This is a genomic window from Nitrincola schmidtii, assembly GCF_008973715.1.
Taxonomy (GTDB): Bacteria; Pseudomonadota; Gammaproteobacteria; order Pseudomonadales; family Balneatricaceae; genus Nitrincola; species Nitrincola schmidtii.
Genome location: NZ_WBOL01000004.1, coordinates 95953 through 118493, shown reverse-complemented (window position 1 = coordinate 118493; position 22541 = coordinate 95953). Strand labels below are relative to the sequence as shown.

19 protein-coding genes and 1 riboswitch are annotated in these 22541 nt (G+C 46.4%); of the genes, 6 read left to right on the top strand and 13 right to left on the bottom strand.

Annotation, left to right across the window (positions count from 1 at the left end; all coding sequences use genetic code 11):
• Nucleotides 1–87: 87 nt before the first annotated feature.
• From F7R24_RS05070 to F7R24_RS05060, 3 genes are all read right to left on the bottom strand, one after another.
• On the bottom strand, nucleotides 88–573 hold the full coding sequence (locus F7R24_RS05070) for a DUF192 domain-containing protein (protein WP_151670167.1): 486 nt from the start codon (nucleotides 571–573) through the stop codon (nucleotides 88–90).
• 3 nt (nucleotides 574–576) lie between these two features.
• Entirely contained in the window at nucleotides 577–1560 is a 984-nt protein-coding gene (gene trhO, locus F7R24_RS05065; protein ID WP_151670166.1) for an oxygen-dependent tRNA uridine(34) hydroxylase TrhO, read from the bottom strand.
• A 99-nt stretch (nucleotides 1561–1659) separates the two neighbouring features.
• Entirely contained in the window at nucleotides 1660–2454 is a 795-nt protein-coding gene (locus F7R24_RS05060) for a phosphotransferase (protein WP_151670165.1), read from the bottom strand.
• 12 nt (nucleotides 2455–2466) lie between these two features.
• Nucleotides 2467–2555: riboswitch (TPP riboswitch) on the top strand.
• A gap of 43 nt (nucleotides 2556–2598) precedes the next feature.
• On the opposite strand from F7R24_RS05060, the gene thiB reads away from it, so the two are divergent.
• From thiB to F7R24_RS05045, 3 genes are read left to right on the top strand one after another with little or no spacing between them, the layout of a single operon-like run.
• On the top strand, nucleotides 2599–3606 hold the full coding sequence (gene thiB, locus F7R24_RS05055; RefSeq protein WP_240775993.1) for a thiamine ABC transporter substrate binding subunit: 1008 nt from the start codon (nucleotides 2599–2601) through the stop codon (nucleotides 3604–3606).
• A complete protein-coding gene (locus F7R24_RS05050; protein WP_151670164.1) occupies nucleotides 3590–5185 on the top strand; it encodes an ABC transporter permease family protein in 1596 nt (531 codons plus the stop codon). The genes thiB and F7R24_RS05050 overlap by 17 nt, the downstream gene beginning before the upstream one ends.
• On the top strand, nucleotides 5182–5808 hold the full coding sequence (locus F7R24_RS05045; RefSeq protein ID WP_168926780.1) for an ATP-binding cassette domain-containing protein: 627 nt from the start codon (nucleotides 5182–5184) through the stop codon (nucleotides 5806–5808). Before F7R24_RS05050 ends, F7R24_RS05045 begins: the two co-directional genes overlap by 4 nt.
• Nucleotides 5809–5854: 46 nt before the next feature.
• On the opposite strand, the gene F7R24_RS05040 is transcribed toward F7R24_RS05045, so the two are convergent.
• Nucleotides 5855–7573 (bottom strand): hypothetical protein, encoded by a 1719-nt coding sequence (locus tag F7R24_RS05040; protein ID WP_151670162.1) that lies wholly within the window; start codon nucleotides 7571–7573, stop codon nucleotides 5855–5857.
• A gap of 177 nt (nucleotides 7574–7750) precedes the next feature.
• Here F7R24_RS05040 and F7R24_RS05035 point away from each other — a divergent pair, with 177 nt between their 5' ends.
• Nucleotides 7751–8356 carry a MarC family protein gene (locus tag F7R24_RS05035; protein WP_151670161.1) on the top strand — a complete coding sequence of 202 codons (606 nt, stop codon included), beginning with the start codon at nucleotides 7751–7753 and terminating at the stop codon, nucleotides 8354–8356.
• 22 nt (nucleotides 8357–8378) lie between these two features.
• Here F7R24_RS05035 and F7R24_RS05030 read toward each other — a convergent pair whose 3' ends face one another.
• The 6 genes from F7R24_RS05030 to dbpA form a co-directional block, all read right to left on the bottom strand.
• Entirely contained in the window at nucleotides 8379–9044 is a 666-nt protein-coding gene (locus tag F7R24_RS05030; RefSeq protein ID WP_151670160.1) for an anthranilate synthase component II, read from the bottom strand.
• On the bottom strand, nucleotides 9041–10447 hold the full coding sequence (locus tag F7R24_RS05025) for an anthranilate synthase component I family protein (protein WP_151670159.1): 1407 nt from the start codon (nucleotides 10445–10447) through the stop codon (nucleotides 9041–9043). Before F7R24_RS05025 ends, F7R24_RS05030 begins: the two co-directional genes overlap by 4 nt.
• A 24-nt stretch (nucleotides 10448–10471) precedes the next feature.
• Entirely contained in the window at nucleotides 10472–10717 is a 246-nt protein-coding gene (locus F7R24_RS05020; protein ID WP_151670158.1) for a Trp family transcriptional regulator, read from the bottom strand.
• A gap of 40 nt (nucleotides 10718–10757) precedes the next feature.
• Nucleotides 10758–11552: a lytic transglycosylase domain-containing protein gene (locus F7R24_RS05015; RefSeq protein WP_151670157.1), complete on the bottom strand. Its 795-nt coding sequence runs from the start codon at nucleotides 11550–11552 to the stop codon at nucleotides 10758–10760.
• 84 nt (nucleotides 11553–11636) lie between these two features.
• Nucleotides 11637–15065, bottom strand: coding sequence for an ammonium transporter (gene amt, locus F7R24_RS05010; RefSeq protein WP_151670156.1), 3429 nt, complete (start codon nucleotides 15063–15065; stop codon nucleotides 11637–11639).
• A 207-nt stretch (nucleotides 15066–15272) separates the two neighbouring features.
• Nucleotides 15273–16679: an ATP-dependent RNA helicase DbpA gene (gene dbpA, locus F7R24_RS05005; RefSeq protein WP_240775991.1), complete on the bottom strand. Its 1407-nt coding sequence runs from the start codon at nucleotides 16677–16679 to the stop codon at nucleotides 15273–15275.
• Nucleotides 16680–16867: 188 nt separating this feature from the next.
• Here dbpA and F7R24_RS05000 point away from each other — a divergent pair, with 188 nt between their 5' ends.
• Both F7R24_RS05000 and F7R24_RS04995 read left to right on the top strand, forming a co-directional pair.
• A complete protein-coding gene (locus F7R24_RS05000; protein ID WP_151670155.1) occupies nucleotides 16868–18154 on the top strand; it encodes an MFS transporter in 1287 nt (428 codons plus the stop codon).
• A gap of 248 nt (nucleotides 18155–18402) precedes the next feature.
• Nucleotides 18403–18969: a TMEM165/GDT1 family protein gene (locus tag F7R24_RS04995; protein ID WP_151670154.1), complete on the top strand. Its 567-nt coding sequence runs from the start codon at nucleotides 18403–18405 to the stop codon at nucleotides 18967–18969.
• A gap of 13 nt (nucleotides 18970–18982) precedes the next feature.
• On the opposite strand, the gene F7R24_RS04990 is transcribed toward F7R24_RS04995, so the two are convergent.
• The 3 genes from F7R24_RS04990 to F7R24_RS04980 all read right to left on the bottom strand — a co-directional run bounded on the left by F7R24_RS04990 (nucleotide 18983) and on the right by F7R24_RS04980 (nucleotide 22486).
• On the bottom strand, nucleotides 18983–19624 hold the full coding sequence (locus F7R24_RS04990) for a 2OG-Fe(II) oxygenase (RefSeq protein WP_151670153.1): 642 nt from the start codon (nucleotides 19622–19624) through the stop codon (nucleotides 18983–18985).
• 123 nt (nucleotides 19625–19747) lie between these two features.
• On the bottom strand, nucleotides 19748–20200 hold the full coding sequence (locus F7R24_RS04985; RefSeq protein ID WP_151670152.1) for an NUDIX hydrolase: 453 nt from the start codon (nucleotides 20198–20200) through the stop codon (nucleotides 19748–19750).
• 108 nt (nucleotides 20201–20308) lie between these two features.
• Nucleotides 20309–22486, bottom strand: a complete 2178-nt coding sequence (locus F7R24_RS04980; protein ID WP_151670151.1) for a malate synthase G — start codon at nucleotides 22484–22486, stop codon at nucleotides 20309–20311.
• Nucleotides 22487–22541: the final 55 nt, after the last annotated feature.

Sequence of the window (22541 nt, the reverse complement as noted above, 5' to 3'; positions counted from 1 at the left end):
AGGGTCGTTTGTGGAAAAGAAATGGATGTTTGCCTTAATATGGTGCAGTGCAACAACGAAAAGAACTTAAAACGTGCATCACGACGATTAACGTAGTGTGGCTTCCAAATGATCACCCACCTGAATATCACGTTGGGCGAACCATCCCTGATTGACCTCAAGTGCAAAGTGAGCGGGTTCTTCTGAACAATGCAGTTCTTCAGATAAGGGCGTCATATCATTCAATTGCATAATCTTAAAATCTTGATTTAAAAAGGCTATTGTTAAAGGTAGGTAGGTGTTACGCATCCAAAAACATTGCCGCGATTGTGGCTCTAGAATGAATAACATGCCCATGTTATCGGCCATTTCCATACGCCACATTAAGCCGCGTGAACGTTGAGAAGCGGTGAGAGCGACTTCTGCAAAGAGTTGGTGCTCGCCTTTTCTGAATTCAATCAGTTCAGTGGATGCTAAGTTGTTGGTAAAGGCTAGAAGCAGGATTATCCATAACCCTCTGTGCCTGATTGCTAACCTAGGCACAAGAGTGGACAGATATTTGATCAGGTATTTGGGCTCGCGCGCTAACATCATCGTTTATTGAGACTTACGTTTTGCAGCCGCTTTGCGGGCGGCTTTTTCAGCACGATGCTTAGCTGCGGCTTCGATCGCTTCTGCACCTAAATGGGCTTCTCCGCGAGCTTTGGCTAACTCCATCTGTTGCTGCCGAGACGCATGGCGATGACGCTGTGCTTCCGTTAGTTGATCATGGCAGTGATGGCAAGAGATCCCTTCTTCATAATGAGGGTGCTGTCGATCTTGTTCCGATAAAGGCGCACGACAGCCGGCACAAAGAGAGTAATCACCCGGTTGTAACTGGTGGTTTACTGTGACGCGGTTATCAAACACAAAACACTCACCCTGCCACATGGATTCGCTTTCAGGTACTTCTTCCAAGTACTTAAGAATCCCACCTTGCAAGTGATACACCTCATCAAAGCCTTGCTCTTTAAGGTAGGCGGTGCTTTTTTCGCAACGGATGCCACCGGTACAGAACATGGCTACTTTTTTATGTTTGGCAGGGTCTAATGCTTCACTGACATAGCTTGGAAATTCACGGAAAGTGTCGGTGTTTGGGTCAATTGCGCCTTTAAAGGTACCTATCTCGACTTCATAGTGATTGCGCGTATCCACCAGAACAACATCTGGATCAGAGATCAGTGCATTCCAATCTTTCGGTTGAACATAGGTGCCCACGACATGTCGAGGATCGATCCCTTCAACACCTAAGGTAACAATCTCTTTTTTAAGCTTCACTTTGGTGCGATAAAACGGCTGGGCATCGGTGATCGATACTTTATAATCTATGCCATTGAAGCGTGAGTCTTCGGCAAACCATACCTGCAACGCGTTAATCGCCTCTGGGGTTCCGGCAACCGTACCATTAATCCCTTCTTTCGCTAATAACAGAGTGCCACGAATTTGATGTGCTTCCAGTAATGCCTGTAGCCTCGGTCGTAACGCTTGGTAATCATCCAAGTTAACAAATTTATAAAGGGCGCAAACGTGAATTTCAGACATGGAAGGACTCGTGATTTTATGGCTAGGTATTTAATTCTGGTCTTTTGAAAGACGTGTAATCGCTAGAATGTTAGTCGAATAGTTGATCAAATTAGGTCATTATTCTACCACGATCTGAGAGGATTGTGCTGCATACCAGAGTTGATCTAAGGCCTCCAACCAGCGATGCATCTCGCTCCAATGGTCATTTTTTTTATTATGGGTTTTAAAATTAGGAAGATAGCTTTCCAACTGTTGTTTTTCAGTTGGACTGAGTTTAAGCATTCGATCGAGCGCAACGGCATCTATCCATGGGTTGCCTAACGTGGTGTATTCCCAATCAATTAATAATATCCCTTGGTCAGTAATCACTAGATTGTCGGCATGAATATCTTGATGTATCAGACAAAAATCCTCTGTTTTCCAATGGCTCAGGTTATCGAGTAAGTATTTCAATTTGTCTTCAGGGTAGGTTGCAGCGAGTTGAGCATAATGGTGAATCAAGACGCTATAATCCATCGCTGCAACCGCAATGGGTTGTTGCCAAAGGGTCAGAATTGAATCAATCAATTGCTGGCGCTGTTCTTGTTTCAGTGCCGAGATGTTGGTATCCATTGGCGTCACAGCATGAAAAAGTAACCCCTCAGGTCGATCTAGCACCAGTTTAGGTGCCCAATCAAAGTGTTGTAGTTGCTTTAATACTTGCCGCTCATTGTCTCGACTGGCCCCCGGAGGAGTAGGGCCAAATTGTCGCCAGATATAGGATTGTGACTCTGTATCGATTTGCCAGTGATGATTACAGGCTCCTTGCCCTAGATAGTTAATGTTGATCACATTAGGTAAAAATGAGCGTAAAAAACGATCTATCTCATCCGTTAAGATGCTGTGATCAAGATGGTTAGAAACCTGCGTCATGCTATACTCGTATCAATCTCATCGGGGTGCCATTGGCTGAGAGTTTACCCGTTGAACCTGATCCAGTTAATACTGGCGTAGGAAATGAGGCTAAATTAAATTTCCTTTCTTTCTGCGCCGGTTTTTGATAATCCGGAGCTGTCTGTGAAAAGCCGCCATTTTATTCATGCGTTGTGTGTCAGTGGTCTATTGAGTCTGTCGACTTCTCAAGCTATCGCGAATGACTTACCCGAGCTAACGGTTTATACCTACAGCAGCTTTACCAGTAGCTGGGGACCGGGTCCTGTTCTTAAAGAAGCTTTCGAAGCGGTATGTGACTGTAAGCTTACTTATGTTAGTAGCGATGATGGTGTGTCTTTGTTGAATCGTTTGCGTCTTGAAGGCGATAGAACACGTGCTGATGTCGTGATGGGCTTAGATGATATGTTGATGCCTCAAACGAAACAGTTGGGATTAGTGCAGCAACATCATCTTGACTTAACCAACGTACCTTTAAAGCCAGCGCTGAATTGGAATGACAGTCATTTTGTGCCTTTTGATTATGGTTTCTTCACCTTTATTTATGACCGAAATCGTATCGAACAACCCGCCACTTCTATGGCTGAACTCTTAGCCAGCAATGCCAGTGTTATCTATCAAGATCCTCGTACCAGCACCCCGGGACAGGGATTGATGCATTGGATCCAATTGATTTATCAGAATGATGCAGTGAATGCATGGCGTCAGTTATCTGGAAACACCGTGACCGTTACCAAGGGTTGGTCGGAAGCCTATGCGATGTTTTTACAAGGCGAAGCGGATTATGTGTTGAGTTACACCACTTCACCTGCTTATCACCAGTTGGTTGAAGAGAATGACCAATACGCCGCAGCAACTTTTTCGGAAGGTCATTTAGCGCAAATAGAGGTAGCTGCCGTTTCAGCCTTTAGTCAGCAACCGGATTTAGCTAGAGAGTTTCTTACCTTTTTATTAGAAGTGGATACTCAGTCAATCATCGCCCAGAATAACTGGATGCTTCCGGTTCGCAGTGATGTTGAGCTACCCGATGCATTCAATTCAGCAGAGCGTTCGGCCTTGTCGCTATCTCCAGATGCGGCGGAAGAGAACAGACGTGAGTGGTTGAGGGTATGGCGAAGTGCCGCAGGCCGCTAAACTTAATTCACAGAGATATAGCCAAGGGTTAACACTCGTTTCCAAACAGTGGTTAGGGCTGTTGAGCCTTGGTTTTATCGTCACGCTCAGTTTACTTGCGTTCGTCTCACTGGCGGGTTGGAGTGGTGAGTCTGCTGCAACCTATCTTTGGAAAGATCCTTGGTTTTGGCAAGTGATCCGCTTTTCCTTATGGCAAGCGGGCCTGAGTGCTTTGCTATCTGTCTTGCTAGCCCTTCCTATCTCCAGAGCCTTAGCCTTAGACCCAAAACTACCAGCCCGCCGAGCATTTTTACGTTGGTGCCTGCTGTGTTTTGTGATGCCATCGCTTATTTTAATTACAGGATTAGTAGCGCTGTTGGGACGTTCAGGAGTCTTGACGCCTTGGTTGAGTGATGGTTGGCGGCTTTACGGTTTAAATGGAATTTTATTAGCGCATATTTTCTTAAATTTACCCTTTGCGATACGCGTCTTAACACTTCAGTGGCAATCTATTCCCTCTGCCGCTTGGAAGCTTTCAGCACAACTGGGCTTTTCTGGCTGGCAGCGCTTTTATCTGGTTGAATGGCCGGTGCTGCGAGGAGTGTTACCTGCCGTGATCGGGTTTATCTTCTTACTCTGTTTTAATAGTTTTGCTGTGGTCCTAGCGCTCGGTGGAGGACCTGCGGCAAGTACGCTAGAAGTCGCCATTTTCCAATCACTTAAATATGATTTCAATCCATCAGAAGCCTTGTTCTTGGCATGGACGCAATTGCTGCTGGCTGGCAGTATTTACGTGATGTTGAGTCGCTTTGGTCGTTTTCAGTGGTTGGCTCCTGCTCAGTCAGGCCAATCTGACTGGATACCTCAACAATCACTGTCGATGACGCTACTGGGTCGTATCGGTTATGTGATGGCATGGCTGTATCTGACCTTGCCTATTATGGTATTGCTCCCCTTGGCTAAGCAGGCGAACTGGCAACTATTATTGAATACAGGTTTATTGTCGATTCTTAGTCGGTCTCTGTTTTTAGCGGTGTCTGCCTCCCTATTATCCTTGGTGTTTGCTTTGTCTATTCTGTCTGTATGGGCCGCCTTGCGGCATAGTCGTTGGCATATGTGGGTATCCAGTATTGCTCTTTACCCTTTAGTGGTGCCTACCATGGTGCTATCCGTAGGATTGTACATCTTGATGATGCCCTATTTAGATTGGTATCGCTGGGGGTGGGTGGCGATAGTGCTGATGAATGCGGTTGTGGTTTTGCCTTTTGTGTTTAAACAGCTGCACCCCAGGGTCGCCAGTTATCAACAGCAATATGGGCGGTTACAAGCCGATTTGAATCAGGACCGCTTTACCTGTTGGAGGCACATCTATCTGCCTTACTTAAAGCCAGTGCTCTTACAAGTCATGGCGATGAGTTTTGTGCTGGCGCTAGGAGATATGTCGATTTTTGCCATCTTTGGTAATGACGATTGGCGAACTCTGCCGTGGTTAATTTATACGCTTGCGGGTAGCTATCGTTTGGCTGAAGCCGCACTGGTGTCTTTGTTGTTATTGGTTTTTGCTTATTTAGGACTGAGATGGTTGGAAAGGTCAGCATGAGAAAGTGGCAGGGTGATCTTCATATTGAGCACTTATGTATTCAAAGAGGTGAGCTAGAGTGGCGGCATCACTTTGACCTCATACCTGGGAAAATATTAGTGTTAATGGGACAAAGCGGCTCGGGAAAAACCAGCCTGCTTGAATGCTTGGGAGGTTTTCTGCCGGCGAAATCTGGTCATGTCGTGTATGCAGATCAACGGATAGACACGTTAGCGCCCGAGCAGCGTCCGGTGTCCAGTTTGTTTCAACAACATAATCTTTTTGAACATCTCTCCGTTGAACAAAATCTGAAGCTGGGTTTTCAACGAGGAAAGCCATCAAGTGTTCAATGGCAAGCAGTACTGAGTGCATGCGAGCGTTTGGGTGTTTTAGCCTTGATTAAGCGATTCCCTAGTGAGCTTTCTGGTGGGCAGCGTCAGCGAGTGGCTTTGATACGAACGGTATTACGAGAGCAGCCAATATTGCTGTTAGATGAACCCTTCAGTGCCTTAGATGATGAAACAAGAAGTGTTGCTGGTGATTGGATGAAAGATCAACTTTTAGAGACTGGGCAGTGTGCGATATTGGTATCACATCAACAGAGTGATAGTGAACGCTTAGCTGATCAGATCTTGCGGATCTGATCAGCTAAGTAGGGTTGTTACTTCAGCTCAACTGCTATCAGCTCAACTACTTAAGCTCAACTTCAACACCCAGTTCAAAACCTGAACCATCAACTCCCAGCCAGAAAGCCACTTTTTCATAGATTTCCGCCATGTAAAGCAGTTCAGCGGTATCCATACCGTCGGTATTCGGAAGTTGTGAACTAACCTCTGCAAGCGTTGCGAAAGTGTCGCTGCTTAAGTGTCCATACATCATTAAGTCAGCACGCCCAGCGCTTTGTTGTAGCTCAGAGGTCAGTTGTGCAGGATTATCTAAACCAACGCCCAACAAAATGGCACTGTTAGACATAGCCGCATGAACGCTAGGAAGATCGGGTGGTAACAAGCTAGGCTCAACTTGTTTTACATCACCATTGCTTTGCAGGTTCAGACTAGCAATTTGAGGCACAAACATGCTGATGGCAGAGATCAAACCTTGAGCATTAGGCGATGCAAATGCAACAACACCAGTGCCGCTCGGTTCGATCGGATCCATGTCAAAGCTGTCTATACGAACATTGACACCCGTCAGCGCAGGACCTACCAGCATGGTCATCGGATTATTAGTGAGAAGACCTAGCTCGCCCCACATGTCATTAATGCCTTGTAATTCTGGGCATGTAAATGGAATAGTGCGTACCTGACCGGCGTACTTTTGCAATGCACGTGTTACCGCCGGGATATCTAAAGCGATTCCCAAGCTGGCGATACCTTGACCTGTTCCTAAACCGGGAACAGATGTAGTGAAACTGCCCAGGTCATCAGCAACATTCGAGCTAGTTGCCAGTCTAACGCTGCCACTGATGCGTTGGGTATCGAGCGAGTGAACCCCCATGACAATAGCTGGGAAAAGGTCTGTTAAACGGTCAATATCATTACGGCATTGCTCAACATTAAACGCATCAGCATTACCTATAGCCATCAGTGCCTGAGTAGCAGGATGGGTTGGATTAATAATCTCATTGACGATCTGCTGAGTAGATAAGCGTCCACTCCCGTAGGGACTGTATCGATAGCGCTGTTCTAGCTGCTCAATAGCACCACTTTGCAACAAGCTCAGTGATGGAGGAGTGATACCAAACAGCTGCTCAATAACGGCTTGCTCAACCGTCGAAGGTAGAAGACCGATAATGACTTGCTGATCTTTGATGGTGATAAAGCTTTGTAAGACGTTATCCGCTGATGTGTGCCAGTAATGCGTATCACCGAGTTGCGAGGATTGAATATCAGCATCTAATTCAGCTAGCAGACCCTCAAAAAAGGCTTTGAAGCGTTCTTCATCATGCAGTTCAACTCGAATAGCTGGTAGCAGGCCAAGTCCGTAAATAGCCGAACGTGCATTCGGCATCATGCCTCGCTCGTGATAATCCTCTAATGTTTCGACTTCGCCAAAGGCTCTTAACACATTAATGGTGATGTATAAAAATTGCGCGATGGCTGGATCATCGCTGGTATCTCGCAGTTCTTCCAATTCCGCTATCTGAATATCCATATCATCCATGCTGCCCAGCTTTTCAATCAACGCCATCGCATCGGCTTCAGATAAGCGCTCACGGCTAACGAAAAAATAGGGTGTACTGGCTGGAATGTGACTTAACCAGCGATCTTCAGAAACTGCAGGAGTTGTTTGATCAGATGAGGTTTGTGCCGGTTCATCATTGCTGCATCCACTGAGTAGAAGAGTGACACTCAGTAGTGATGTGGTAGCAAAACTGGCTGATTTAAAGCGTGATAAACTGCTCGGCATGATGCTTTTCCTGTATTCCCTGTCCGCGGTTCGTAAATGCTGTTAAGTAGAACACCTTAGCGCCTGTCTGGCAATGTTGAAAAGGTTAGATTTTGATCTTCAGTTATGACTCTGGCTAGACATGGCGATGACATTCGAGGATTATGCGCAATTGTATATTTGGATATGATCATTTCTATGTCAATTCTGCTTTCCATTAGTTTTAAATTCATTTTTTTGTTTGCCCCTTTCTTTGTGGTGTCGATGTTTTTGTCTTTGACTCGAACCGATACGCGGAAAACACGCCAGTCCATTGCTAACCGAGCCGTGTTTGCGGCGCTATGTATCAGTTTGATTTTGTTTTTCTTCGGCGCGCAACTTTTTGAGGTGCTGGGGATAACGCTAGATTCATTCCGAATAGGGGCGGGTATTTTGCTGTTTTTATCCGGGGTTAGTCTGGTGCGAGATGGTGTGCGTGCTAATGCGGAAGTCCCTAACGAGCAGCGAGATGATATCTCTGTTGTACCTTTAGCCATCCCCACCATTATAGGACCCGCTTCTATCGGTGCGATTCTCGTGTATGGCGCTGAGCTTGAAGGGATTGATATGGTGTTTGGTGTTATTGGATTACTGCTAGCGCTATTGTTTTTACTCGCCTGCCTGCATTTAGCCTCATGGTTAGAGAAGATTTTAGGCCGAACAGGCTTAAATGTGCTGAGTAAGGTGACCGGATTAGTCTTAGCTGCAATGGCCTCACAAATTATCCTGACAGGCATTCACGGTTTTATGACCAGTATGGGCTAAGACTAAACCTTACATTTCCTTCTTAATGCTGCTGAAACAGAAAGTTAGCAATTAACTCTTTACCACCTTCGGTGGCAAAAGACTCAGGATGAAACTGTATCCCTTGAATTGGGTGTTCTTTATGACGAACGCCCATTATTTCAAAATCACCACCTTGTCTGATTTTAGCGTGGTTGTTGAAATCTACCTGATTAAGGTCACCGACACTGGCGGTCACTTCAAGGCATTCCGGTAAGCTTTGTGCCTCGGCAATTAACGAGTGATAGCGCATGATCTCCAATTGATCGGGAATGCCACTAAACATATCTTCACTGTTATGGTTAATTGGGCTGATTTTTCCATGCATCGGCAGTTGTGCTTTCACCACCTTGCCACCAAACACATGGACGATTCCCTGCATCCCTAAACACACACCCAGTAAAGGGGTCGAAGGACCGATTTCACGAATGACCGCAGCACAGATGCCAAAATAGTGCTCATCATCAGGTGATCCGGGTCCCGGAGAAATGATAATCCGATCTGGATTGAGCTGGCGCACCTCTTCTAAGGAAATTTGATCGTTACGTTTTACCTGAATATCAAAGCTATCTAACTGTCCATGAATTTCAGCAGTGGATAGAATTTCACCAATATATTGATAAAGGTTATAGGTAAAGGAATCGTAGTTATCGATAATCAAAATTTTCATAGACTGCTTCCTTTACTTCCTTCAGCCGCTAAAAATGGCTCTAAGGCTTTACGAGTACCGGCAAACTTACGACGAATCTCTTCATATTCATCTTCTGGATTAGAATCATAAACATTGCCCCCGCAGGTCTGAACATATGCTTGTTCACCCTTAGCAAAGACGGTGCGAATTGGAATCGCAAAGGTGCAATCACCATTAAACGAGAAGTTACCTACCGCACCACCATAAGGTCCGCGACCATCGGTTTCCAGGGCATCAATAATCTTCATCGCTTCGATTTTAGGCGCACCAGTGAGGGTTCCTGCAGGGAAATTGCTGGCTAATGCTGAGAACATGTCTTCTTTTTCGGAGATAATGCCGACAATTTCACTAGAAATATGTTGTACATGGCTAAAGCGTTTAATGTCCATCAAACTACGAACCTTGACGGTGCCAAAGCGTGCTACACGACCAATATCATTACGATGTAGATCGACAATCATATTGTGCTCAGCAATCTCTTTGGGGTCGTTCAGTAAAACTCGCGCCAATTGGGTATCTTCAGCACTGTCTTTACCTCGGCGTGTGGTGCCTGCAAGAGGGAAGGTTTCCATTTCACCTTGACGTAGACGGAAAAGAAGCTCTGGGCTAGCACCAATCAGTTTTTGATCACCAAACTTGAGATAGTACATTTGCGGTGACGGATTGACTTCACGAAGTTGTTGGTAAAGATTGAGTGTGTCACCTTTGAGACTGAGGTATTTCTTAAAACCAACTTCGCATTGGAATACCTTGCCTTCAATAATGTCCTGCTTCACTTTCATAACCGCATCAGCATGTTGCTCGCGAGTCATGGTTTCGCCGGTAAATTCGATCTTTAGCTCACCATTATCAGGACTTGGCGCTGCGATAAGCTCATTGACTAAATCCATGCGATTTTCCGCATAGTGGAAATAGATGACCTCGCCCGTCATTTTGTCGAGAATTAAACCATCTTTGTATAGGCCAAAACGAAAGGCATCAAACCAGTCACTGGTTTTCAGTGTCAGGCTAGGTTCAAAATAGCCCATCGCATCGTAGCCGATATAACCCGTTAAGCCACCCGCATATTTTCGCGAAATAATATTCTGCGGCATGATGTCACGCAGCAGATAGTAAGGGTTATCACTTTCATAATGGTCTTGAACTCCTTGTCGATCCTCAATGATCAGTTGTTTGCCATTGGCGTAGAGGAGTTTTTCAGGATCAAAGCCGATAATGGAATAGCGGGAAAAGTGGCTATCTTCACCCAGCGATTCCAGCATAAAGCAGACGTCAAAGCGTTTTTCTATTTTGCGAAAAAGGTCAAAAAAGTCACAGTCTGCGCTAACGGTTACGTAGCGGGGTTTGCGCGGCAATTCAATTTTTTCTGGTCGACGGGTCATAAAGGACTCTTACTGGTCGCGTTTCTACTGGTCACGTTTCAATGCGCGAGCACCGCGAGAAACCGTGGCGATACCCACACCCAAGTCCTCGGCAATGCGCCGTTGGGGTTCTCCGGCTTTTAGCCGTTTCAGAATTTGTAAACGTTTGGGAATCTCATTCAATTCAGCAGGGGTTAGTAGGCTTTGTAAGACGGTTAATAAAGCCTGTGAGTCCTTTGCTTCGAGCAATGTATCCAAAAGTTCTTCTGTGTATGGGTCTAGTGTATTCATGTACTAGTACACTATCACATGCCCTGAGAAAGTTAAAGGTTTAGTTTAACTGACGGTAGCGCTGATGAAGAATGGCAACACGCTCTGTGTAGGCTTGTGTTTCTGCAAAGGGAGGAATGCCACCGTAGCGCTGAACGGCGCCTGGTCCAGCATTATAAGCGGCTGTCGCTAAGCGAGTGTCGCCATTAAAGCGTTCTAGCATCCAAGAAAGATACTTGACGCCACCATAGATGTTTTGACTAGTATCCATGGCATTAGTGACCCCTAAGTCTGAAGCTGTCGGCGGCATCAGTTGCATTAAGCCTTGAGCACCCTTAGGGGAGATGGCTTGAGGATTGAATGCGGATTCGGCATGAATAACGGCACGAACTAAAGCAGGATCTACATTAAAACGCCGTGCTTCTCGTTCAATTTCGGCATTATAGCGATCGGTAAATAGTCGAGTTGTGTGCCAGTTAACGGTAGATCGAGGGCTGCAGGCATAGCAATCGAAGCGCATTACGTCGTATTTTACCCCAGAGGAGGGACGCTGGTCGGAGAATGTCAGTGTGCCGCTGGGTGATCGATAGGAGTATATATTTTGGCTACGAACAGCTGCTCTGTTGGGCGTTGAGGTGACTGACGATGAAGGGCTAGAGCTAGGAGATATATCGATGGTGGTCACACTGGCACCTGAGTTTGCAGCGCCACTTCCTGAACTATCGATATTGGTAAACTCTACTCGGCCATCAGGATGAACAATACGCCGTATGCCTGAATCAGCATGGCTGATACTGGTCAGAAAAATGCTGGCAAAGAGGGTTCCAGCGATAAATTGAGATAAGACACAGCGCATGGTGTATTCGGTTTAAAAATAAGTTAACCCATTATGGCACAGGCGATTGCTATAGGTTAAGCCTCCAGTGTTGAATCATCATTGTTACCGAGGCATCACGCGAACACTGTTCAGGGATTCAAGCGGTTCGGGTCGGCCAATATGGTAACCCTGAACATAATCCACGCCTATCTGCCTTAGTATATCCAAGGTGGCAGAATCCTCCACAAACTCAGCGATGGTTTTTAAGCCCATAATGTGACCGATGTTATTAATAGAGGCAACCATGGCTTGGTCAATAGGATTGTTTGCCAGTTCTTGGATGAAAATACCATCGATCTTTAAGTAATCCACTGGCAGCTGTTTTAAGTAACCGAAAGAAGAAAGCCCGCTGCCAAAATCATCTAGAGCAAACTGACAGCCAAGGCTTTTCAGTTCATTAATAAATCGTCCTGCATTGGCTGGGTCTGCGATAGCGGCAGTTTCGGTGACTTCAAAGCAGATGTTTTTAGGCGGTACCTGATGTTTTTCCAACTGAGCACGGATGAGGGTTAAGCAGTCTTCTCGGCCAATAGAGGCACCCGATAAATTGATTGCACAAAACACCGGCTGCTTCTTCTGGCGTAACTGATCACCCATCCAAGCTAAGGTGTTGCTTATGACCCATTTATCGATTTTGGACATCAAACCAAAACGCTCTGCTGCAGGAATAAATGCACCTGGGGGTATCATTTTTCCTTTTTCATCAATCATGCGAGTTAGAATTTCATAATGTGGCATGCCTTGATTTTCGACTTCAAGCGCCATAATGGGTTGATAGAATAGTCGAAATAGATCTCTATCTAGGGCCTCTTGTAAGCGGCTAGCCCACTGGATTTGTCCTTGTCTTTCTTGAGTATCCTGATCATCAGCTTGAAACAGCTGGACACGATTCCTGCCAAGATCCTTAGCAGCATAACAGGCGGCATCAGCATGACTGAGCACTTCATCAAGACTGCCGCAGCTATCGGTAATGCTGACTAAGCCAATACTGACCCCCACTGAGAAAACTTGTCCTTCCCAAGAGAAGCGAAAAGCGGTGACTGTTTTTCTTAAGGCTTCGGCTAACTCTAATCCTTTTTCAATGGGGCAGTGGCTTAGCAAAACACCAAACTCATCGCCACCAAGTCGTGCTAGCGTATCACTTTGCCTAAGCACGGGTTTAAGTAAAGCTGAGAGTTGTTTCAGCAGTGCATCCCCTGCTCGATGGCCGCAGGTGTCGTTGACCAGTTTGAATTGGTCCAAATCTAGGTAGCAAAGTAGATGAGCGACTTTGTCTTGGTGAGCCTCGATGATTAATTGTTCCAAGCGTTTCTCAAACTCACGACGGTTGATTAACCCCGTTAACGTATCATGAACGGCTTGAAAGCTAAGCTGCTCTTGCAATCTGTTATGTTGTGTAATGTCTTGAAGTGCGATTACCCAGCCCATATTTTGACGCTGAGTATCTAGTAAGGGTGCGCAGTTTAGTTGTACTTCAAAGTATTCATTGCGATGGTTTTTCAGTTGAAATAATCGTTTTGGCTGACTCTGCTTCAAGGCAGAGTTTGCCGATGACATACACAATTCGGAAACATTGACGACTTCACCTTCACGATTTTGAATTTGAATCAGTTGGTCAATCGGTAAACCGAACGCCTGTTCGGGCTTCATAGATAACAATTCGGTAGCCATTGGATTGATATAGACAGTATTGTGCGCAGCATCACAGGTGATAACCGCTTCTGTAATGGCTTCTAAGGTTACTTGGGCCAATTCAGAGTGTCGATGTAGTCGAGCTTCAATACGCTTACGTTCACGAATATCACGGAGCATAGCGCTGTACTGAACGCCTTCTTCAGTTGGACTGGCTGTCGTAGTAACCTCTAACATTAAAGGCTCACCTAGATGATCGCGAGCAGTAATTTCGTAAGGACCGGGATGTTGGCTACTGGCAAGGGCAACAAATAAACGATCAGGTGATGTGGCTGTATAGGTTTTGCTATTCGTATCGTGTAAAAGTGAGCTTGTTGGCTGTCCCACTAAGCGGTGCGAAGGCAGGTTGAAGAGTATTTCAGCACCGGGATTGGCACTGGTAATGATACCTTGGTCAGAAAAGGTAATAATGCCGTCGCGCATATCCCTGACAATCAATCGTGTTCTTGTCACCATGCGGTTTAAATTGGCAATCACCCGATTATATTGAGAGGCAATTTGGCCAACTTCCGTAAAGGGCTCTACAGGGACGCGTTGCTTTAAATCGCCACTGCGTTCCTGAGTTTGCATCGCCGAGAGTAAATCCCCTAATTCTGTTTTGGCCCCATGTTCAGACACATTGAGTCCCTGATGTTCTGCTTCCGCAGTCACACGCAGAGGCGTCAATCGATTTAGGATCAACAGGAAAGTTAAGGTAATAGGAAAAACAAACAGGGCACAGACAAAAATCCCCAGCAATTGAATGCCCAGCTGATCAGATCGGTTCAGTCCTGTATCGATCAAATCGAGGTCGCCAAAGATTGCAACGGCGAGTGTTCCCCATATTCCGGCAGCAAGATGCACAGGCACAGCGGAGATGGCGTCGTCCAGTTGAATACGATGCATCCAGCGTTCAGCTAAAAACATCCAGATGGCACCGATGGCACCAATAAGTGCAGCCGCGGGTGTTGAGACCACGTGACAACCAGCAGTGATGGCAACTAGGCCAGCTAGCGTGCCATTCACGGTTAATCCTGTTGTTTGGCTTTTATCTGCATTGAGTTGTGACAGTACCATACCCAAAAAACCACCTGCGGCAGCGGCGATAATGGTGTTTACAATGATCCCAGCGATCGCTGTTGAAAATCCAAGTGTGCTGCCACCATTAAATCCAATCCAGCCAATCATAAAGAACAGCATGCCCAATATCGCCAAAGGCATATTGCTGCCTGGGATGGATTGTACTTTGCCGTCGATAAAGCGTCCGGTACGAGGTCCAATGACAATCACTGCTGCCAATGCAACCCAACCCCCTAAGCTATGCACCACGGTACTGCCTGCAAAGTCGACAAAACCAAGATTTTCCAGCCAACCAGGTACCAAGTTAACGGCCCCGCTCCAAGTCCAGTGACCAAACACGGGATATAGGAATAGGCTGATTAACGCGGTAATAATGAGATAAACTTTAAAGCGACTGCGTTCAGCGATAGCACCGGAAACAATGGTGGCGGCTGTTGCACAAAAGGTCAGTTGAAAAAAGAAGAAACTGGCATGCCAAAATTCATCTTTAGTGAAATCAGCAACAAACCAGCGTGTATCGACAGTAAAGCCTTGGTGTGCACCGAACATGATGCCAAAGCCGATTAACCAATAAAGGAGAGCTGCCACGATCAGGTCAAAGGCATTCTTTAATGCGACATTAATGGCATTTTTACTGCGAGTGAGGCCGGACTCCAAACATAAAAAGCCTCCTTGCATAATAAGGACAAGGACGGCACCGATGAGAAGCCATAGCGCATCAAGTGCACTATTATCTGGCATAACCGCTCTCCATTTTAGTGAAGGCAGCACTGAATTGGTGCGCAGTGCTGGCGAATAGGGATCATCACTCCAATGTTAGTGATGCCTTTTTAAAACCTGCTTAACTAACTCATTTGATTAAGCAGGTTTTGTGCCAGCATTAGGTAAAGGTCTATAGGTTTGTCTATAGACAGTTATTTGGTTAAAAAATGGGGTAGAGTGAATGTCTTAAAGTCGGCGAGCGCGGAAAGTACGCCCTTTGATCTTACCTTCACGAAGATGATCAAGCGCATCAGCAGCCACTTTTTTATGCACTGCTACGTAGCACGCATGATCGCCTATGTCGATTTTGCCGATCATGGCAGCATCGATACCACCGGAACGGGTCAGCGCTCCCAAAAGATCGCCAGCTCGAAGTTTTTCTTTTCGTCCACCCGCAATACTGATGGTCACCATCTCAGCAGCAGGGGTGAGTCGCTCAGGCGTTGGCGCAGGTAACGGAGCCATCCTGCTTAACGGGTGAGACTGAAGTGCTTCAATTCGGCTAAGGCGATGTTGGTCTCTGTCGCTACAAAGGCTGATAGCAATACCACTTCGACCTGCACGTCCCGTGCGTCCGATTCGATGAATATACACAGCCGCATCCTGGGGAAGGTCAGCATTTATCACCAAGTCAACAGAATCTATGTCCAATCCGCGAGCCGCGACATCGGTTGCAATCAGATAACGACTACTGCCATTACTAAAACGAACCAGTACTTGATCACGCTCACGCTGTTCCAAATCGCCATGAAGGGCCAGTGATTTCAAACCTAAATCTCGCAGGGACTGTTGCATCTCTTGGCAGGCTTGACGGGTATTGCAAAAAATAATGCAGGCCTCGGGAGTGAATTCCTGAATTACCGATGCGACCGCTTCACTTTTAGATAATCGTTCGGTGTGCCAGACTCGCTGGTCAATCTGTGCAGTATTGTGATGAAGTTCAACGCTCACTCTGACAGGATCACATTGATAAGCCGCACTAATTGCTTCAATCTCATCAGGGTAGGTGGCAGAAAATAGCAGTGTTTGGCGTGCTGTAGGCGTTGCCCCTAGCAGTACACGAAGATCCTCTTCAAAGCCCATATCCAACATACGATCCGCCTCATCAAGCACTGCAACTTTGACATTGTCTAACTTCAGCGTTTCTTTGCGTAGGTGATCTTTCAAGCGCCCCGGCGTACCGACCACAATATGAGCACCATGCTCTAGCGATCCAATCTGTGGGCCAATAGGTTGTCCACCGCACAAGGTGACTATTTTAATGTTGTCGAGATAACGTGCCAGCTTGCGTAACTCTCCTGCGACTTGTGTGGCTAATTCACGGGTTGGGCATAGTACTAATCCTTGAATCGCAAACCAGCGTGGATTAAGCGCTTCCAACATGCCAATACCAAAGGCAGCCGTTTTGCCACTGCCTGTCTGTGCCTGAGCGATAATGTCTCTGCCTTCCAAAACAAGTGGAATACTCTGCTGTTGAATGGGTGTCATCGCTTCATAACCCATCTGAGATAAGTTATCTAATGCAGCAGCAGGCAAAGCAAGTTGGCTAAACGCAGCCGATTTTTCAGGGGTAGGTTTTTCGGGACTAGTCACAGGATTTCCAAGCGAGCAATTAAAAACGAAATTATAGCATAGCTCAGACATTTGACGTGCTTGTCGCAAATAGACATCCCGTCGACGTTTCAATATCCCCTTTCTACCGACACTCATGACAGGCTTCGCTTACGTTAAACCATCTATAAGAGCCCTAGCTTTTAGAACCAGCTTTCAGAGTAATGACAATGATCAGAGTGTTATATGGTGTGTGGCCGTTGCTGTTAGGCATTGTGTTAATCATGCTGGGAAATGGTATGCACTTTACCTTGATAGGGGTGCGTGGCGATATTGAAGGCTTTTCAGCAACAGAGCTAGCGATCATTACCTCGGGTTACTTTATCGGCTTTTTATCCGGGGCTCGTATTTCCCCAATTATGATAAGACGTGTTGGGCATATCCGTGTATTCGCGGCCTTAGGCAGCTTTATGTCCGCCGCCTTAATCGCTTTCCCTTTAATTACCGAACCTTGGGCTTGGACACCTTTACGAATATTGATCGGTTTTTGTATGTCGGGCATCTACGTAACCGCAGAAAGTTGGCTTAATTACAGTGCGAGTAATGAAACTCGAGGTAAGGTGTTATCAGCTTATATGATTGCGCAAACCCTGGGGATTATTGGTGCTCAGGGTTTATTAACACTCGGTGATGCAGCGACGTCGGTACTCTTTATTGGTGCTTCGATTCTGGTATCTATTTCATTCGCACCTATCTTGCTGTCCGTTAGACCTGTTCCGGTGGTGGAAGTGGTCAGTCCCATGCGTTTTCGAGAACTGTATAAATCCTCTCCGTTAGGGACGATAGGTATCTTTCTACTCGGTAGTGTTTATGCCACACAATCAGGTATGGGAGCGGTGTATGGCACTCAAATAGGTCTTGAAGTAAACCAAATTGCCTTGTTTATCGCCATGCTGTTTGCCGGTGCTTTGCTGCTGCAATATCCGATCGGTTGGTTGTCCGATAGAGTCGATCGAAGAAGTTTAATCTGTGTTGCGTCGATCATCGGTGCTCTCTCATGTGGTTTAGGGTGGTACTCTGACGGCAATTTACAGTTACTGATGATGGCGGCATTTTTAGCGGGTGGAGTAACGACGCCTTTATATGCTCTGTTTCTAGCCTATACCAATGATACGCTTTCAGTAGATCAAATGCCGGCAGCCTCTGGTGGTTTGGTGTTTACCTTCGGGTTGGGGGCTATTTTAGGACCCTTGATGACCGGTTGGGCAATGCAAGCTTTGGGCGCTTATGCATTTTGGCCCGTGTTAGGTGTTACGTTTGCAGCAATTGCCTGTTATGCCTTGTACCGCATGACCCAAAAAGCCAGTGTTCCTATCGCACAAACGGAAAGCTACCTTGGCGTGACGCCGACCTCATCCCCGGTTGCGGTTGAAGCAGCGGGTGTCTGGGCGGCGGAGCATGCGGAGGTGGAGCGAGAGGCAGAAGCTGAACAGACGCCATTCAAAAATAATCTATGACACTTCACTAACAACGGTGTCAATTGACAAGCCAATTTGTCGAGGCTAACATCCGCTCCACTCTTGGGGGAGTAGTCGTTCGGTCTATCCGAAGTAACCGTCAACATCATTGAACCTCATGTTCATGGCTGTTACATCAAGCGTTATTTGGCGTTTGACTGACGAGACCTAAGGTATACATACACAGACTGGGGTAGGATGTGTATCTATGCCTTTGGTTTTAATATCCTGCCCCGAGATAACTCAACATGGAAGCATTCCTCTTTTCCACTTTGGCCGTTGCTATTGCCGAAGTAGGCGATAAAACACAGCTGCTCTCATTACTCTTGATAGCAAAATTCCGTAAACCTTGGCCGATAGTCTTTGGAGTGACCTTAGCTACCTTAATCAATCATGGTCTGACTGCATACTTTGGTGGTTGGATTGCCAGTTTTGTCGAGGGTCTGTGGTTTCAATTGCTGGTTGCTGTTAGTTTTTTTGCTATGGCGATCTGGGTGCTGATTCCTGATAAAGAGGAAGAGGTCGATGGTCGTTTAGTCAAATATGGCGCATTTTTGACCACCTTAATTCTTTTTTCCTTAGCAGAGATCGGCGATAAAACCCAAGTTGCGACCCTGATGTTGGCCATCCAATTTGAGTCAGTGCTATGGGTTACCTTAGGAACAACCTTGGGTATGTTGATCGCTAATGTTCCAGTAATTTTTGCCGGTGGTTGGTTGCTTCAGCGTTTGCGAATGGAATGGTTTCACTGGGCTGCCGCATTACTCTTTGCGGCTATGGGAGCATGGATCTTAATTCATCTGATGATTGGTTGAGCGGCTGCTAACGCTAATGCGCAGGATCTATCTGTGCATTTAACGAATTGTTTACGCGATACCAACCTGCAATGCTGTATCGATCACGGTGTGTAGGCAGCACTTCATGAGGAAATTGGTCGCTTAAAAAAATCAGTAAAGTACCTGTTTCCGGTAATACCTTTTCTAACACGGTTTTTCCATCCTCTGCATAAAGAATGAGCTCGCCGCCCTGATCGCTTTGCCATTGATCATTAAGGTAATAAACGGTCGTTAATACCCGATTCGTTCTGCCTTTAAAGGCATCTAAATGCTGTTTGTAGAAGGCCCCTTTAGGGTAGTGTGCGAAATGGCATTCATAATCAAATAGTCCCATGAATAGGCGTTGATTGATTCCAGTTCTCAGTGCTTCCATCCACGCCAAGTAATCTTGCTCAGCTGGCTGGTTAGTTTGCAACCAGCGAATATGATCTTGTCGAATGTCACTATTAATCTGGTGATCCTGATCTCTTCCTATTCCAGCTCGTTTCAACGCATCTTCAGCATCTAGCTGCGCGATTCGCTGCTGCAAAGAGGAGGTGGGCAAGTTAGGTAAGGGTTTACGGGAGAAGTAATAGCCTTTATCGACCAATGCATCGGCGATGGTGTCAAAGAGTTGATCGGTCGAATCTGTCATAGATGAATAAAAACTTTAATGGTTTGTTCAGGTTATTTTAATCTAATCCATAGGATAGATTTGATACTCGCATATTACTCTGAAAAGGTAGAACAACACATCAAGAATCTATTTAACCCTCCATCATTCAAGATTTCCTTGAATCATCGATAAAGGAAACGCTTTGCCATTCAGGTCATCTTCAATCAGTTTGAGCACTAAATCGCTGCGCAGTTTGCCTTGTTGATTAAGTTCACGAATTTCGTCCAATGTTAACCAATGGCTAGCAATGATGTCTTGATCGAGCTGTGCAGTTATCTGTTTAACCGGATCAGCTTTAAAACCAAAGCGGTAATAGACTTTATCCTGCTCTGGTAAGTTCAGTATGTAGACGCCAATCAGGTGTTTAGGTTCAGCTTGCCAGCCGGTTTCTTCTAACACTTCACGTACGCAGGCTGAGTAGGGTGACTCTCCTGCTTCAATGTGTCCAGCCGGTTGATTGAAAACAGAGGATGCGGGATCACCTTCCTCGACCATTAAATAACGATCATCCTGTTTGATTAATGCGGCTACCGTTACGTGTGGAGAAAATGCCATTGAAACACTCCCAAAAAAGAAAGCCCGCTAAGAAGCGGGCTTATAGATAGGGTTTACGCCACTAAGACAGCTGAAGGTGTCTTAGTGGCGTAGTTAACAAGTTAGCGCTTAAACGCCAAATTTAGCCTTAGCTTCAATACGACGACGGTGTAATACCGGTTCAGTATAACCGCTTGGCTGCTGACGACCTTCAAAGACCAGTTCGCATGCTGCTTGGAAAGCAACGCTGCCTTCAAAGTCTGCCGCCATTGGGCGATACAGAGCATCACCCGCGTTCTGCTTATCTACCACCGCTGCCATACGCTTCAGGGTTTCCATCACTTGCTCTTTAGAGCAGATACCGTGATGTAACCAGTTAGCGATATGCTGGCTAGAGATACGCAGTGTCGCACGGTCTTCCATTAAGCCAACGTTGTTGATGTCTGGCACTTTAGAGCAGCCCACACCTTGATCAACCCAGCGAACCATATAACCCAAGATACCTTGAGCGTTGTTATCCAACTCTTGCTGAACTTCTTCAGCACTCCAGTTTGGATTAGTGGCTACTGGAATGGTCAGAATGTCGTCTAAGCTGGCGCGCGGGCGCGATTTCAGCTCGTTCTGACGGGCAAAGACATCTACCTTGTGGTAATGCAGTGCGTGCAGCGTAGCTGCCGTAGGTGAAGGAACCCATGCGGTGTTAGCGCCTGACATCGGATGTGCAATTTTCTGCTCTAGCATGGCTGCCATAAGTTCAGGCATTGCCCACATACCTTTACCGATTTGTGCTTTGCCTTGTAGGCCACACATCAGACCGGTATCGACGTTCCAGTCTTCATAGGCTTTGATCCACGCAGTGGCTTTCATTTCGCCTTTACGCAGCATTGGGCCTGCTTCCATCGAGGTGTGCATCTCATCACCGGTACGGTCTAGGAAACCGGTGTTGATAAAGACCACGCGCTCTTTCGCCGCACGGATACACTCTTTCAAGTTAACCGTCGTGCGACGCTCTTCATCCATGATACCCATTTTCAGGGTGTAACGCTCAAGACCTAATGCATCTTCAATACGTGCAAACAGCTCATTCGCAAAGGCAACTTCTTCAGGACCATGCATTTTCGGTTTAACGATATACATAGAGCCAGTGACGCTGTTGCGATATTCACTGTTACCTTTTAGGTCATGAATAGAGATCAGTGATGTCACTAAACCATCCATCATGCCTTCTGGGATTTCGTTGCCATCTTTGTCCAGAACCGCATTGATGGTCATCAAGTGACCAACGTTACGGACAAACATTAAGCTGCGACCCTTTAGGGTCACGGTAGAACCGTCGACAGCTGTGTATTGACGATCGGCATTCATTTTACGTGTGAATGAACGACCACCTTTCGAGATTTCCTCTGTCAGGGTGCCTTTCATCAGGCCCAGCCAGTTGCGATAAACGACGACTTTGTCGTCTGCATCAACCGCTGCAATGGAGTCTTCACAGTCCATGATGGTGGACAGGGCCGCTTCCATTAAGACGTCTTTAATTCCCGCAGCATCAGTTTTACCGATCACGCTTTCGCGGTCGAACTGAATTTCGAAGTGCAAACCGTTTTGCTTCAAGCAAACCGCGTTGGGCTCTTCTGCTTTGCCGACATAGCCAACTAATTGAGCCGCATCAGCAAGACCGGTTTGGCTACCGTTTTCAAGTGTCACTTGAAGTGCGCCATCAACAATGCGGTAAGCAGTGGCTTCTTTATGAGAGCCACTTGCTAGTGGTGCAGTGTCGTCTAGGAAGTTGCGTGCAAACGCGATGACTTTTGCGCCACGGACAGGATTATAGCTGTTACCAGCTTCCGCACCGCCTTCATCAGAAATAGCGTCTGTGCCGTAAAGTGCGTCATATAAACTGCCCCAGCGTGCGTTCGCAGCGTTCAGTGCATAACGAGCATTCATGACGGGAACCACCAGCTGTGGGCCGGCTAGACTCGCCATTTCAGGGTCGACATTGGTTGTCGTTGCGCTGAAATCTTCACCTTCGGGTAAGAGGTATCCTATTTCTTGCAAAAACGCCTTGTAAGCGTTCATGTCCAGTGGCTGACCCTTGTGTTCTAGGTGCCACGCATCGATCTGAGCTTGAATCTGCTCACGCTTTTCTAGCAATGCACGGTTACGTGGTGCAAGATCGTGGACGATAGCATCAAAATGTTGCCAAAAGCTGTTCTGATCGACACCAGTGCCGGGCAGTGCTTCTTGGTTGATAAAGTTATATAGATTTTCTGCGACCTGCAGGCCGCCAATTTGAACCCTCTGGCTCATGGTTATGCCTCAAGATTTTTATTGTCCCGGGCTGACACAAGGCAGCGCCCCTCGG